This window comes from Stieleria mannarensis (genome assembly GCF_014154935.1).
GTDB classification, from domain to species: domain Bacteria; phylum Planctomycetota; class Planctomycetia; order Pirellulales; family Pirellulaceae; genus Stieleria; species Stieleria mannarensis.
Map to the genome: position 1 here is coordinate 22,473 of NZ_JACEHH010000008.1, position 14,709 is coordinate 37,181.

Genomic DNA, 14,709 nt, shown 5'->3' on the forward strand with positions numbered 1-14,709 from the left:
ATGTTCGAAATCAACCGCACCCGATTGTTGGACCGTTTTCTCAGGTACGTTCGCATCGGAACCCCTGCCGATCCGGGCAGCGGGACCTATCCCAGCAGCGAGTGCCAACGGGAACTCGGCAAACTGCTCGCCGCTGAGTTATCGGCGATGTCGGCCGATGATGTTTATCAAGACCAGCACGCATTGGTCTATGGGACGGTTCGGTCCACCGTCGGCGATGCCGATGTGCCCGTCGTCGCGCTGGTCGCCCACGTCGACACCTCGCCCGACGCACCCGGAACAGATGTTCGGCCGCAAGTGATCGAAAACTACGGCGGCGGCGACATCGAACTTGCCAATGGTGAAGTGATCCGCGTCGCAGCCTGTCCGGCGCTCAATGATTTGGTCGGCGCCACCTTGATCACGACCGACGGAACCACCTTGCTCGGCGGAGACGACAAAGCCGGGGTGGCGATCATCATGGAATTGGCCGAGACGCTGATCGAGAACCCGAACTTGAAACACGGCCCGGTCAAGGTCGTGATGACATGCGACGAAGAGATCGGCCACGGGACCGACAAGATCGACTTGGAAAAACTGGCCGCCGACGTGGCCTACACCGTCGATGGCGGCGGAGCGGGAGTCGTGGACGTGGAAACGTTCTCCGCCGATGCCGCCACGGTGCGGTTCATCGGCGACAACATTCACCCGTCGATCGCCAAAGACCGCATGATCAACGCGGTGCGCGGCGCCGCCGATTTCGTCGCCGCCCTGCCACGCGATCGCGACACGCCCGAAACCACCGACGGACGCCAGGGGTTCATTCACGCCAATTCCATCTCCGGCGGAGTCGGCGAAGCTTCCGTCGAATTGATCCTGCGTTCGTTCGATGCCGCCGACTTGAAAACCTATGCCGACTTGCTGCGGCAGATCGCCGGCGAGGTTGAATCGAAATGGCCCGGTTTGAAAGTCCAAGTCACGACGCGGCGACAGTACCGCAATTTGGGTGATGGACTGGCGAAGTTGCCCGAGTCGATCACGTTGGCCGAACAAGCGTTCAAGAACTTGGGCCGAGCGTGCACCAAGGAGATCATTCGCGGCGGTACCGACGGAAGCGTGTTGACCGAAAAAGGGCTGCCGACACCAAACCTGTCCAGCGGCCAACACAATATCCACAGTGTTCGCGAATTCGCCTGCCTGGATGAAATGGTGGCCGCGACCGAACACCTGGTCGAATTGCTGTCGCTGTGGTCCAACCAACGGGCGTAGTGCTATGACCGTCGCCCGAACTTCACCACCGGCCAAACTGAACCTGTTTCTGGAAATCCCCGCGCGACGCGACGATGGGTACCACGAAATCGACACCGTGATGGTCGCCATCGACTGGCGCGATGAACTGGAAATTGAATCGATCCCGCAGGGGCGAATCGAATTGACGGCATCCTGGTTGCCTTCCATCGAAGCGGTTGCCGGCGAACTGGGGTTGGACGCGAGCGACGGCGACGTGCCCGAGTTGCTGCGGATTCCGACCGATGATTCCAACTTGGTCGTCCGCGCCCTCGACGCCTTTCGGACCAGCTTTGGCATCAAAACAGGCTTCCGCGTTCGGCTCGGCAAACGGATTCCCGCCGGCGCGGGGATGGGCGGGGCCAGCAGCGACGCGGCCCATGCGATTAGCTGTGCCGCCCAGATTCACCAAATTGACAACAGGTCCAGAGAGTTGCACGAGATCGCCGCCTCGATCGGCAGCGACGTGCCGTTCTTTCTCGGCCGTGGCGATCCGGGATCACCGGTCGCGGCCCTGGCGACCGGTCGCGGCGAGTTACTGTCGCCGCTGCAGACCTGTCCATCGATACACTTTGTCGTGGCCTACCCTTCGGTCAGCCTTTCCACGGCGGGCGTTTACGCACAGTTGAATGTTCCGCCGCATCCGGTCGGTTCGGGGTCCTTTTTGCAGGCAATGGCGCGGCAGGATCGCGAGTCGATGGGCCGCGAGATGATGAACCGCCTGACCGAGCCGGCCTTGAAAATTCTGCCGCAGCTGAACGAATTGTTAGAATCACTGTGGCAAAGCGGACTCCAACCGTGTCAACTAACCGGTAGCGGTTCGGCATGTTTCGGGATTGCCCGGGATGCCGAGCAGGCCAAGGACATCGTGAAGCGTTTAAAGACCGAGTTGCAACCTGGTGTATTGCTACGCATGGCGCAGACGGTTCCTGCTGCGACACCCATTGAAATCGAGCCGAGCTAGAACGCAGTCAATAGCGAGGGAGTTCAGATCGTGGAGATAACGGAGATTCGAATCAAGTTGATGGAGTCGTCGGAAGATCGACTGCGGGCGTTTTGTTCGATCACGATTGATGGCTGTTTCGTGGTTCGCGATTTGAAGATCATCGACGGTGCCAACGGACCGTTTGTGGCGATGCCCAGTCGAAAGTTGACCGGTCATTGCAATCGCTGTCATCACAAGAACCATTTGCGGGCCAGTTACTGCAATCATTGCGGCAACAAACTTTCGTTTGAAAGCGAAGGCGCCCTCGACTCGCCGCAAAAACTGTACGCCGACGTCGCACACCCGATCAACAGTGATTGCCGCGAGCTGATTCAGGACGCGGTGATCCACGAATTCGAAGCCGAGCTGAGCCGTTGCCAGCAACCCGGTTATCGATCGCGGTACGACGACGATTTTTCCGATGCCGGGGAAGATGTCGATACGGCGATGATCGATCCACCGCATGCCTCGCCGGGTCCGTCCAAGCAACGCCAACCCGATCGCCAGGAAGAAAAACCCGCCGGCGGAAACGACTCGGACTTCGGCGCCGGGATTTTTTGAACCGCCGCGTCGATCGAACTTGCCCTCATCGCCTTCGTTCCCGGGCTTCGCCTGGGGACGAAACGTCCGTGTGGCTCGGAACGTGAAATGTATTGCTTGCAAGGGTATTGGTCAGCAATAAATTTCACGTTCCCCGCCACACCTTGGCTGTCAACATGAGGGGGCTGCCAACGCGAGGCGGAGCCTCCAGTGCAGTGCGTACCCAGGTAGAACCCGGGAACAAGCGGGAGGTGGTTTCCTGATCGCTCCACGCTCGCATCGAAGCGTAGCTACATCAAATCGGTGCCGTAGGATTCACGGTTTCCAGAACGGACTGGCCATGGGAATCGCCTTTCGCTAAAACCGAATCACGTTTCACCGCAAACGGACGAATCACCCAAGCGACGTCCCCCAACGTCGCACGACCCATTTGATAGCATCGCCTACGACGGTGACCAAGGACGGCCCCGTGAACACGCCTTTCGTTCGAGTTTTAAGACTGGCCTTTCGCCGTCACTGGGCAATTGCAGCCATCGCCGTCTCTTCCCTCGCGGTCGCGTTGCTGTGGAGTGCCAACATCAGTGCGGTGCTGCCGATCGTCGACGTCGTCTTCGCCGGCGACACACTCTCGGAATACGTCGACGACAACATTCAAGAAGCCGATCAGGCGGTTGAGACGATCACAGCCCAAATCGCCGCCATCGAGTCCGGCGGGGCCGAGGCGGGGCAATCCCCTCCAGGCGATTCCGTTGACGATCTCCGCGCCCAGGCGGCGCGTCAGTCCAACAAGGCCCATTGGTATCGCCAAGCCAAACCGTGGATCGATGCCTACGCGCCGACGACCCCCTTCGGCACGTTGTTGGCCATTTTATCGTTCTTGGTCATCGGCACGGCGCTGAAACTGGTCGCGTTGACGGCCAACATGATGTGGGTGCAATATGTCAGTGGGCGGACGGCGATCGACTTGCGAGCGATCTTCTTTCGCAAGGCGTTGCGTTTGGACTTGGACGCTTTCGGGGAAAACGGATCGGCTGATTTGACGGCGCGGTTGACCAACGACGTCGCCCTGGTCACCGCCGGTGTTTCCACCTTGCTCGGGCGGATGATTCGCGAACCGCTGAAGATGGCGGCGTGTCTGATCGGTGCCGCGATCGTTTGTCACCGCTTGCTATTCTTGGTGCTGATCGTCTCGCCGATCCTGGCGTTCATCATGCAACAACTCAGTCGGGCCATCCGTCGCGCCAGTAAGCGAGCGATGGAGGAGATGAGCCAGTTGTACGGCATGCTGAACGATTCGTTCGCCGGGATCCGACTGGTCAAAGCATCCAACACCCAGGCCTTTGAACGCGCCCGACTTCGCCGCGGGACATTCGCCTATTACCAGAAAACCATGAAGATGGCATTCTACAACACGCTGGCGCGCGGGACGACCGAATTGATGGGCATGACCACGGTGTCGCTGGCGATTTTGGCGGGCGGCTACCTGGTGCTGAACAAGCAAACGCATCTGTTCGGTTTGCAAATGACGACCGAACCGTTGGAACAGGGACAGATCTTTTTGTTCTTCAGTTTCTTGATCGGTGCCTCGGATCCGGCGCGGAAATTGGCCGACGTCTGGAGCGGGTTGCAACGCGGCATCGCCGCCGCGGTCCGCGTGATGGAAATCGTCGACATGCCCGTGCGTGTCGAAGAGCCGGCCACCCCTCGGTCTCCGCAGCGTCCGCATTCGACGATCCGATTCCAAGGCGTGGAGTACCAATACCCGTCGGGGCCGAAGGTGCTGCGGGGCATCGACCTGGAAATTCCCCACGGTGAAACCATCGCCATCGTCGGCCCCAACGGTTGTGGCAAAAGCACGATGATCAGCCTGTTGTGCCGATTTGATGATCCCCAGGCCGGACAGGTCATGCTGGACGACGTGCCGATCAATGAAATGCGGACCCGTGATCTGCGCAAGCGGCTTGCCCTGGTCACCCAGCGGACGATCTTGTTTGACGACACGATCGAAAACAACATTCGCTACGGCAGCCCCGGTGCCGATTTGCACGACGTCGTCCGGGCCGCGAAGCTGGCCTTTGCCGATGACTTCATCCGCAAGAAAACACCGGACGGCTACAAGACGATCCTCGGGACCGGTGGCATGCGGTTATCCGGCGGCCAGATGCAACGCATCGCGCTGGCCCGCGCATTCCTGCGCGACCCCGACATCTTGATCCTGGATGAAGCGACCAGCCAGATCGATTTGGAAAGCGAACAGCTGATCCACCAAGCCCTGGAAAAGTTTCTGGTCGGCCGCACCGGTGTGATGATCACGCACCGCGCCAGCACGCTCGCGATGGCTGATCGGGTGGTCGTGGTCGAACAAGGCCAGGTCGCCGCCAGCGGACCACACGCCGAAGTGATCGGCCAAAACCGTTTCTATCAAAGCCTGTGTGGAAGCGATCAACCGATCGCGGCCTAGGCTTTGTCCCTAAACCCGGCAAGGGTCGTATGTGGTAGCGGAATTCGCCAAGAATTTCGGCTTTTCCCGTGTGGGTTGCTGCGAGTCGAAAGCCTTGGCGGCTTGCGTTACGGATTTAGGGACAAAGACTCGTCGTCCGCCGCCGCCGATTTTCGCCAAATGTGAATTTTCTCCATTGCGGCAATCTGCGGCGTCGCTAATATCACCCGCCGAATGATCAGCTGGTGATCGATTGCGATACCGGTTGATCGGCGACGCGTGTCGAACAAGCCGACACCGCACGCCCCCGCACCCCTCTGATCGCCCTACCGTCTGATCTTCCGTGCGGGCAATGATCTAAAGAGCGTCAGCATCACTTGGATGAACGTCCTTGGGTGAGCCTCTACCTGAGGTGAGCCGGAATGTGAAAAAGCTGTGTCGAGAGCAGTAGTTTCCTCGACGTGTGAGTCGACAGCTGCGTGGTCAGCATTTGGCGTTCTTGTGGGAACCCCGTCTTCCGAATCGGGCTTCCCTCCCGATTGCAACTTGTGGTCGCCGCTGCGCTTCCCATCCCCCGTTCCTCCGGTCGGCGCAACCATTGACCCGGTGCCGCTGGAATGTGTTTTCCCCTTCTCCCTGGAGTAAACCAATCTATGGCCCTCGGCAATCGAATCCCCGACAAAACCATCCTCAAAAACGTTCAAAGTCGCTTGTCCAAGAAATGTTCCGGCTCGCCCAAGGTCAGCGGCGACGTGCGCAGCGGCGAAGTCACGCTCAACGGCACGATCAAAAACGAAGTCGAACGCAAACAGATCATCCGAGCGGTGTCGACGGTGGAAGGTGTCTCTCGGGTCATCGACCGCATCAAAGTCGAACAGCGTCCCGCGATGGTTTAAAACGACGTTCTTTCTGCCCTGGTAGTCCGTCTCGCCTTAAGTTTCGGGGAAACGCTATTGGCTTTCGATTCAAGCGAGGATCGGGTCAATCACGCGGCCGTAGACGTCGGTTAGGCGAAAGTCTCTGCCGGCGTGGCGGTACGTCAATTGTTCGTGATCAAGCCCCAATTGATGCAGCAACGTCGCGTGCAGGTCGTGCATGTGGACTTTGTTCTGAACGCTGGCAAAGCCGAACTCGTCGGTCGATCCGTACGCCATGCCGCCGCGGAATCCGCCACCGGCCAGCCAGACGGTAAAGCCGCCCGGATTGTGATCGCGGCCGGTGCCGTTGCTTTGTGAATAGGGCGTCCTGCCAAACTCACCGCCCCACCAAACGATGGTGTCTTCCAACAAGCCCCGTCGTTTGAGATCCGCCAGCAGGGCGGCGATCGGTCGATCCACGGCCCGAGCGTGGGTGGCGTGTTTGGGCAAGTTGGAGTGTTGGTCCCAGGCGGGGTTGGCCGAGTTGTCGCCGTAGTTGACTTGCACGAAGCGGACGCCGGCCTCGCACAGCCGCCGCGCGAGCAGACACTTTTGGCCGTAGTCGCGGGTCGCCGGGTCGTCCATCCCATACTCGGCCAGCGTCGTCGCCGACTCGCTGGACAGATCCAAAATCTCCGGGGCCACTTGCTGCATCCGCCAGGCAAGCTGGTAGGACTGTTGCATCGCGTCGAACTCGCTGTGCTCGATCCCACGCCGATCGATCTGGCGCTGATTGAGCCGCTGGATCAAATCCAGCTGTGCCCGTTGACGCGCCGGCGAGACGTCTTGGCGGACCAGGTTGTCCAGGGCCAACTCTTGCCGGCCGGCCGATCCGATCGCCGTGCCCTGGAACCGAGCGGGCAAGAACGCGCTGCCATAGTTGCGCGGGCCGCCGTTGCCGATCGACGGAGCGATGGAAACAAATCCCGGCAGCGCCGTGTTCTCGGTGCCCAGGCCATAATAGATCCACGAGCCGACCGATGGACGAATGAAGTTGGTTGATCCGCAATGCAGAAACAGCGTCGCCGGCCCGTGGGCAACCCCGTCGGTGTGCATCGAGTGCACGAAGCACAGGTCGTCGACATGCCGCGCCGTTTCGGGAAACAGTTCCGACACGTAACGCCCGCACTCGCCATAGGGTTTGAATTCCCACGGCGACTTCATCAGCCGTTGTTCGATGCCGCGTTGACCGGATCGTGCAAATTCGCGGGCATCATCAAACGGCATCTTCTTGCCGTCGTGTGCTTGAAGCGCCGGTTTGTGATCGAACGAGTCGACTTGGCTGACCCCACCCTGCATGAACAGGAAAATGATCCGTTTGGCGCGGGGTGCGAAATGGGGGCCGGGCGACGCTGTGACATCGGCCGTCGCAGCACGGAGCGGAGCGGCCGTGGCGGCGGCAAGCGCGCCACAGGCGAGCGCACCAAAGCCGCATGCCGATTGCTGAAGCATCAATCGTCGGGCGATCCTTTCCCCGTCGGGCGTCTTGTCGTCAGTCATTCCAAATACCGAAAGTCGATGGAAGCGAACAGGGATTGAATCAGATCGGCGAGCCGATCTTCACTTGGCGGCGCGTCCCCGCCACCAAGGAATTCCAGGCAAAGCTGCATTTCCTCCGCATCGGGCGAGCGGCTGAAACAAGCGACGTACAGCCGACCGATCATTGATTCGGTCGGTTGCCCTGCGGATTCGTGCAACAGTCGTTTGGCGGCTTGGCGGGCACGACCGATGATCCAGGGGTGATTCATCATCGCCAACGATTGCGGAGCGACGGTGCTTTGGGCGCGTTGGCCGACCGAGACGCTGGAGTCGGCAAAGTCGAACAGATCAAACAACGGCGGAAGCGAGTTGCGGAACACCGGCAGGTACAGACTGCGACGGTTGGAGTCGTGCCGGTAGTCATAATCAGACCGGGTGCCGGGCCGAATCGATGAACCTCCGATCCGGTGATCGATTTCACCGCTGACACACAACATGGCGTCACGAAGGGCTTCGACCGGAATGCGTTTGACGCTGCCCGAGGCGCAGAGCCGGTTGTTCGGGTCAATGGCGATCCGCTGGGCGTCGTCACAAGCGGCGCGGCGATAGGCGTCGCTGCGAACGATCCTGCGCACCAGCGACTTGGTCGACCAACCGTGATCGATCAGCCCTGCGGCCAGGTGGTCCAACAGTTCCGGGTGCGAAGGCGACTGGCCGGTGGTTCCAAAATTGTTCTCCGTCGCGACCAACCCTTCACCCATCAACCACGACCAAACTCGGTTGGCATACACCCGCGCCGTCAACGGGTTGGTCGGATCGGCGATCCACTGGGCAAGCTGCACGCGTCCGCTTTCATCGCTGCCGATCCGATCGGCATGCAACTGGGCCGGTCCGATGGCGGTCAGGAAACCGCGGCGGACGGTGTCACCGGGTTGGTGCACGTTGCCCCGCACGCGGATCGCGATCTCTTGGCGTGGTTCGCTCTCGGAGATTGTTAGATACATCGGCCGCTGGTTCAGTTCGGACTGCAACCGCTTCAATTCCGCGGTCAGTGTCTCGTGTCGTTGGGCGATCGCTTTCAGGTCCGCGGCCGTTGGGGCATCGACGGAACCCTTTGCCGTGGAGGTCTGATCGGTGACCGGCAGGAACTGAACGGCATCGACGATGACGCAACCGTCGGCGGCGTCGTTGGAAACGATGACAAAGGATTGCCCTTCCTTTTCAAACGGAAAGACACCGAGCGACACCCACAACCCGTCGATCGGCGGCCGTCGCCGTTGGTTCACCCTCACGGTGGTCGACTCGTTCGCGCTGAACACCTTCACCGCAACGTTCGTCGCCCGGTTTGCGTGCGACGTGTAGGACAGGCGGACTTCGTAACGTCCGGTGGGCAAATCGGCGGGATCGAAGGTGACCGATTTGCTGCCTTGCCCCTCGGTGCCGTCATGCCGGTAACCGCCGCCGACGTAGGGTTTGACGAACGTCGATTCGGTCCAATCGCCGACATAACTGGCATCCGCATCGTCCATCACCACACCGGGTAAGCCGTCGACCGAGACGATTCGGTTCCTGTCACCCGGTGTGCCTTTTTCGAGCGACTGCAGGGTTTTCAGTTCGGCGGCGAGGGCGTCGGCCCGAGATTGCAAGGCACGAAAATGCGTTTCGGTCGCCGGGTCCAGCGGCAACGGTTTCTCGATCCACTTGGACAAATTGGCGTGCTCCAGCGGCGTGGTCGAACGAAAAATCGCCGCCAGGGCGTAGTAATCACGGGTGGGAATCGGATCGAACTTGTGGTCGTGACAGCGGGCACATCCGATCGTTTGTGCCAAGAACGCGCGGCCGATCGTTTCCAGCTGTTCATCCAGATGATCGAACTCAAGCTTGGTTTTGTCCTGGTCTTCCAGGTTGGAATTGCCCAGTGCCAGGAATCCGGTCGCGATCGCCCGCTGCTGTGTTTCGACGATGTCGTCACAAGCCAGCAGGTCGCCGGCGATCTGATCGCGAATCATTTGGTCAAAGGGGCGATCGTTGGCGAACGAGGTGACCAGGTAATCACGGTACCGCCACGCCTGGGGAAGGATAAACCCGCGCAGCGTGATCGATTCGGCATAGCGAACCACGTCCATCCAGCGGCGGGCCATGTGCTGGGCAAAACGGGGCGAGGCCAGCAAGCGATCCACCAGACGGTCGTAGGCCATCGGCGACGGATCGGCCAGGTAGCGATCGATCGTCTGCTGCGACGGCGGCAGCCCGTGCAGATCAAACACCAGCCGTCGGACGAGCGCACGTGGTTCGGCCGGTGGTGCCGCCGATAGACCGCTCTGTTCAATCCGTCGGTCGATCAACGCATCGATCGACGCGGTGGAAGGGACGATCGGCCGATACGCCCAGTGCTCTCCGGCTCGGTCGACCGGCAGACCGGTTTGACGTTCCGGTGGGGCGTCCTGCCGAGCCGGTTGTCGGGGATCGACCGCGCCGTTGTCGATCCAGCGGCGAAAGGCATCGATCGTCGCGTCGTCCAGTTTCCCGCGGGGAGGCATTTCCAGCGCCGGGTCGTCGTACGCGATCGCCGTGAACAGGCGACTCGCCGCGGCATCGCCCGGAACGATCGCCGGGCCGAGATCGCCGCCGGCCAGCCATCCATCGCGCGAATCGAGCAACAATCCGCCGCTGGCTTCGGTCTCGCTACTGTGGCATTCGAGACAATGCTCGACCAACGCCGGCCGGATCTTGTTTTCGAACCACCGGACGTCGTCGGTATCCGCATCGATCAGTGATGATTCGTCTTGTTCGCCGGCAGAGGAGGAAACGACCGGACCAACCCCTATCGATGCGACCGAAGCCACGCACACCATCATGGCGTACCCCAGATTCGGCATCAAAGTGACCAACAGGACACGGGGCTGGCAAACGCTTCGCGATCGATCTGGCATGGGAGGGCGGGTGCCAAGACTTGGAATGGAGCAGGCCCGAGCAGACGGGCGGTGGGACCCTTCAGTCTAATCCGCAATCACCAGCGGTGGCAAATCCGCGTAGCTCTGCCTGAAAAGTCGCCGCGAGCGAAAAGGGGACGGGGGTCAATAGTGCGAAGCACCCGAAGGGCCGTACCGGCCGAGCGAAAAGGGGACGGGGGTCAATAGTGCGAAGCACCCGAAGGGCCGTACCGGCTATTGACCCCCGTCCCCTTTTCGCGCCGGATCGCCACGGCCTCATGGACATTCAGACGGGCTTAGAACGGCAACTGCTTCAGAAACCGAGCCCCGAAACGCCCGTAGTCTTGTCCATCGACATCACGGTCTCCGTCGCTATCGAATTGGCGATCGTAGCCGAGATCGCCAGACGATTTCAAGAACGTCAGACCGAACCGTCCGTAATCCTGACCATCGACATCGCGGTCGCCATCGCGATCTCCGAACAATCGAAAGAAGCGGTCGGCTTCTTCATCACCGAACGTGTATTTCTCTTCCATAAAAACGTCAAAACCTTGTGCTTTGACAAACGCGGGGTTGATCTCCAGCAGGTAGTTTCCGTCGGACAGCGAGTCGAGCCCATTGAGCATCGTGTCGACCGAAACACCGGGATCGAATGACAGGTTGACGACCGAGGTATTTCCGTCGGGGCCTTGCTGCATCCCGATCGAGTAGCGTACGGAATCGAGCACCTGATTGGTGTCGCGATTGGTGATTTTGAATGCGGACGGTGCGGTCACGTCGACCAACGAATCGAAGAAGACACCGAGACTGCTGAGCACCGAGCGGGACCCAAGGGCGACGGACCGAACGCGCGGCGGTCGCGCTTGGAATCCTTCGAACGCGCCGATGTCGATCCGCCCGTCATCGACGCGAGTGTGCCCCTCGCCGCGTTGGTCGTACCGCGGCACCTCGGCGGTGCCTGCCAAAGCCGCCGGATCTCCCATGTTGCGTGCCGGGCTATTGTTGAACAGCGCATGGGTCTTGGTTGGACCACCGTTGTCATCCAGCGGCGCCAAACCGGGATCTTGGACAAAGCTTTGATCGCCGGTCTGAGCGAATATCGCACCGCCCCGAAGATTGCCAACAACGTTGAAACCACCACTGATGACTGCGTTGCTTCCAAAAGGAGAGTCGATGTCGACTTGCTGATTTCCGGCAACGATACTCGAGGCGATGGTGACGGCCGTCGATGTCGGGTTTCCGAAGGCAGTCGAGATGCCACCGACAATCCCGGCAGCATTATCGGTGACGGTACTGTGGATCAGGCTCAGTGGACCACCAAAAACCATGATGGCGCCGCCCTGGCCGTTGATCGTACCATTGCCAGAGAACGTTGAATTGATGATTTCCGCCGTTCCCGTTTGAGATCCCCAGAATAAGCCGCCCCCATGGACATCGGCGGAATTATTCGAGATCGTGCTGCCGGCCACGTGAACGGCACCATCCGAGACGAGGCCTCCGCCGGAGGCACTGGCGTAGTTGCCATCGAGCGTTGAATCGGTGATGGTCAGTTCCCCAGTCCGCATTGCGATCCCGCCACCGTATCGCGTGAATCCCGAAAGACCTGTCGTCGCACGATTACCAATCACTTCGCTGTGTTCAATCGTGATCGCTGCATTGTCACCAAGGATTCCGCCACCATCGCCGCCTTCGGCCGTGTTGGCAATGATGCTCGAGTCCGTGACGGAGAGTGTTCCCTGGGCTTGATAGATTCCACCGCCGGTTGGGGCGACACTGTCGCGAACCACGCTTCGCAGCAGTTGCAAGTTCCCCTGCGAGTAAATGCCTCCTCCACGCCCGCCTGACCCGATGACACGTCCGTCGGTGATCGTCACATCGCCGATGACGGCGTCGACGTTCCAGTTGACCTCAAACACCCGCACTTGATCATTGCCACTGAGTGTCATCTGATCGGATCCCAGACCGACAATGCTGACGTCATCAGTGATCGTAAAACCATTTTGGATGGCAAAGATGGTGCCCCCAGCCAAATCAGGTGAGAACGTGATGAGGTCGAACCCCAAGCTCTGGTTGGACAGTCGAATCGCTTCACGCAGCGAAAGATTGCCGGGGCTGACATTGCCATCATCGAGACTGTCCAAGGTATCGACTTCGAAGACGTTCATCGCCGTCGCAATGGCGTAGTCTTCGACTTCACCGTCGTCAGCGGGACCATCATACGAGAGATTCGTTTGCGTACTGACTCGGAATCGAAGCTGAGTCGCGGCGGAACCGGTCGCGGTGTGCGGCACGAAAAAGCGGAGTTGATTGGGGCCGGCATTGAGGAACCGGTCGGTGAAAACCTGTTCCCCCGAATCCGCCCAATCGCCGTCGTTGTTGAAATCAACCCATGCGTTCAGCCGGCCACCGGCGACCGAGGCGATCACGGTGACATCGGCATACTGACCGGGTCGCAGAACGGGCGGCAACAAGACACCGTCATCGTCGTCGATCCCACTCAGGTCGTCGCCCATCGCAGTCGGATCGGGGTGGCCGTCGAGTTCCGCATCGACCGCATCGCCCAGGTACAGGGGGCCGCCGACCACGTGAGACGCTCCGTTGCCCGATTGCAACGTCGGATACAGCGGGTCGGGTGCGTCGCCGTAGTCCATGGTGGCTTGCGGAGCGCACAGTGAGATCGTGTCGATGCGCCAGCCACCGTTGAAGAAATCACCATCGGTCGCCATCCGCCAACGCAGCTGAATCGGTTCGCCCGCGGCATTTGCCGGCAGATCGACGATCGCGTCTTTGTAGTTGGGGAACATGCCTGTCCAGGCATGACGGCCGGCCAACGGATTGCCCGGCGATACGAGCGGTGCGTCGTACCCGCCGGTCACGAACTGTCCGCCGGCGTCGACGATGTCGACAAACGGCGATCCATCGATGGAAATCTCCAGCACACCGCCGTGGGATGTTGAAAACATTTCGTAGGCCGTGCGAAATGCCAATTGGGTGTTTGAGGGATGTAGCGTGAAGACCGGCGATGTAAGCGTGTTGTCACTGGCAAACGGCGGTGTCGGGATGACCGCGTGGTGCGGCGGCGAATCGCTAAAAAAGTCCAGCGTTTGCCAGTTGACACCGGCAAAACTGGTCGTCCACCCGGTCGGCAAGGTAGGCAGACTGACGTTGTCAAAGTCTTCCAACAAGGTGCAGGCCGATGCCGACTCGGATACCAATTCCGTCGCTTCGGTGGTGGCGACATCGATGCTCGGCGGTGGTGGCATCACCTCCAATGTCTCGTCCGCCCACACCAAACGATACTGTTGAGGATCATCGGGCGATGTGGGGATGGTCGGAAAGATCTGAAACTGATCCGACACGTCTTCGATCGACTGCCCGTTGACCATCAACGTTGACGGGCCGACGACCAGCCGGACATTGACACCTCCCGCCTGCCCGTAGTACGTCCCTGTTTTTGAAATCCCACCGGCTTGTCGATCGGCCGAAGTCAGATGACGCTCCAACCGAAACGCTTGCAAGACCCCATTGCCGATCGGCAAATCAACTCGACCTGGCTCGCGGTCGGGACGCAAGTCGGCTGGTTCCTCCGGTCCAAGGCTGCCCCTAATTGGAGCGCTCTCGACGGCACGCAGTAGCGAGGGGTGATCGACTTGATAGAGCGCGCCGGCTGACACGCCGACGTCGGTTCTCTCCGCCATCGGTCCGTCATCATGCGATCCACCGTCAACCAATGCCCACAGATCACTGGAAAGCAAGAAACGATTCTCCAGCGTTTCAATGGCGAAGTGACGTTTGGTGGGGCTGATGATCGGTCGATTTCTTTTTCGCATTGTCCGCCTTGTCGTTCCGGTGATTCGGCACACAGAGTAACTGAAAAAATGTTCAGAGTGGTCCGGCGGGCACTCTCGGGCGGTTTTTTTTTGGCGGACCAACCGGTGTCGCTGCGGGGTTTCATGGCTCGGCTGGCCCAAAACTTGCGTGCAAAACCGGGGCGCGCCCCCTGAGGGCCAGCGTGCGATGCCCTAACCGATTGTGAACCGGGCGGACGTCTGGATTGCGTGCGTCCGCCGCCGCGTCGCACCCGGTGTTTTGTGACGCAGCCGCGCATCGGCTGTGCAGTACCGCCCAACAATGAAAACGGATGACTGT

Annotated in this window: 8 protein-coding genes; 5 read left to right on the forward strand and 3 right to left on the reverse strand. The window is 60.2% G+C overall.

All coding sequences use genetic code 11. From position 1 onward, the window contains the following. The 5 genes from pepT to H1B37_RS07395 all read left to right on the forward strand — a co-directional run bounded on the left by pepT (window position 1) and on the right by H1B37_RS07395 (window position 6,127). The gene (gene pepT / locus H1B37_RS07375; RefSeq protein WP_182865997.1) at window positions 1-1,248 is read left to right on the forward strand and encodes a peptidase T; all 1,248 of its coding nucleotides are present in this window, start codon (window positions 1-3) and stop codon (window positions 1,246-1,248) included. Window positions 1,249-1,252: 4 nt separating this feature from the next. After that, the gene (locus tag H1B37_RS07380; protein ID WP_182865998.1) at window positions 1,253-2,230 is read left to right on the forward strand and encodes a 4-(cytidine 5'-diphospho)-2-C-methyl-D-erythritol kinase; all 978 of its coding nucleotides are present in this window, start codon (window positions 1,253-1,255) and stop codon (window positions 2,228-2,230) included. Between the two features lie 60 nt (window positions 2,231-2,290). Next, complete coding sequence (locus H1B37_RS07385; RefSeq protein ID WP_220498090.1) at window positions 2,291-2,812, forward strand: septation protein SpoVG family protein; 522 nt, start codon at window positions 2,291-2,293, stop codon at window positions 2,810-2,812. A 448-nt stretch (window positions 2,813-3,260) separates the two neighbouring features. Further along, window positions 3,261-5,252: an ABC transporter ATP-binding protein gene (locus tag H1B37_RS07390; protein WP_182866000.1), complete on the forward strand. Its 1,992-nt coding sequence runs from the start codon at window positions 3,261-3,263 to the stop codon at window positions 5,250-5,252. A gap of 632 nt (window positions 5,253-5,884) precedes the next feature. After that, the gene (locus tag H1B37_RS07395; RefSeq protein ID WP_286177507.1) at window positions 5,885-6,127 is read left to right on the forward strand and encodes a BON domain-containing protein; all 243 of its coding nucleotides are present in this window, start codon (window positions 5,885-5,887) and stop codon (window positions 6,125-6,127) included. A 69-nt stretch (window positions 6,128-6,196) separates the two neighbouring features. Here H1B37_RS07395 and H1B37_RS07400 read toward each other — a convergent pair whose 3' ends face one another. The 3 genes from H1B37_RS07400 to H1B37_RS07410 form a co-directional block, all read right to left on the reverse strand. Beyond that, window positions 6,197-7,648, reverse strand: a complete 1,452-nt coding sequence (locus H1B37_RS07400; RefSeq protein WP_182866002.1) for a DUF1501 domain-containing protein — start codon at window positions 7,646-7,648, stop codon at window positions 6,197-6,199. Next, on the reverse strand, window positions 7,645-10,560 hold the full coding sequence (locus H1B37_RS07405) for a DUF1553 domain-containing protein (RefSeq protein ID WP_182866003.1): 2,916 nt from the start codon (window positions 10,558-10,560) through the stop codon (window positions 7,645-7,647). Before H1B37_RS07405 ends, H1B37_RS07400 begins: the two co-directional genes overlap by 4 nt. 296 nt (window positions 10,561-10,856) lie before the next feature. Beyond that, window positions 10,857-14,390, reverse strand: coding sequence for a choice-of-anchor Q domain-containing protein (locus H1B37_RS07410; protein WP_182866004.1), 3,534 nt, complete (start codon window positions 14,388-14,390; stop codon window positions 10,857-10,859). Window positions 14,391-14,709: the final 319 nt, after the last annotated feature.

What these genes read in the sequence shown, in the direction of transcription:
- H1B37_RS07410 (WP_182866004.1), bottom strand. Translation starts at nt 14,390, where the DNA reads ATGCGAAAAAGAAATCGACCGATCATCAGCCCCACCAAACGTCACTTC.
- H1B37_RS07385 (WP_220498090.1), top strand. Translation starts at nt 2,291, where the DNA reads ATGGAGTCGTCGGAAGATCGACTGCGGGCGTTTTGTTCGATCACGATT.
- H1B37_RS07405 (WP_182866003.1), bottom strand. Translation starts at nt 10,560, where the DNA reads ATGCCAGATCGATCGCGAAGCGTTTGCCAGCCCCGTGTCCTGTTGGTC.
- H1B37_RS07395 (WP_286177507.1), top strand. Translation starts at nt 5,885, where the DNA reads ATGGCCCTCGGCAATCGAATCCCCGACAAAACCATCCTCAAAAACGTT.
- pepT (WP_182865997.1), top strand. Translation starts at nt 1, where the DNA reads ATGTTCGAAATCAACCGCACCCGATTGTTGGACCGTTTTCTCAGGTAC.
- H1B37_RS07400 (WP_182866002.1), bottom strand. Translation starts at nt 7,648, where the DNA reads ATGACTGACGACAAGACGCCCGACGGGGAAAGGATCGCCCGACGATTG.
- H1B37_RS07380 (WP_182865998.1), top strand. Translation starts at nt 1,253, where the DNA reads ATGACCGTCGCCCGAACTTCACCACCGGCCAAACTGAACCTGTTTCTG.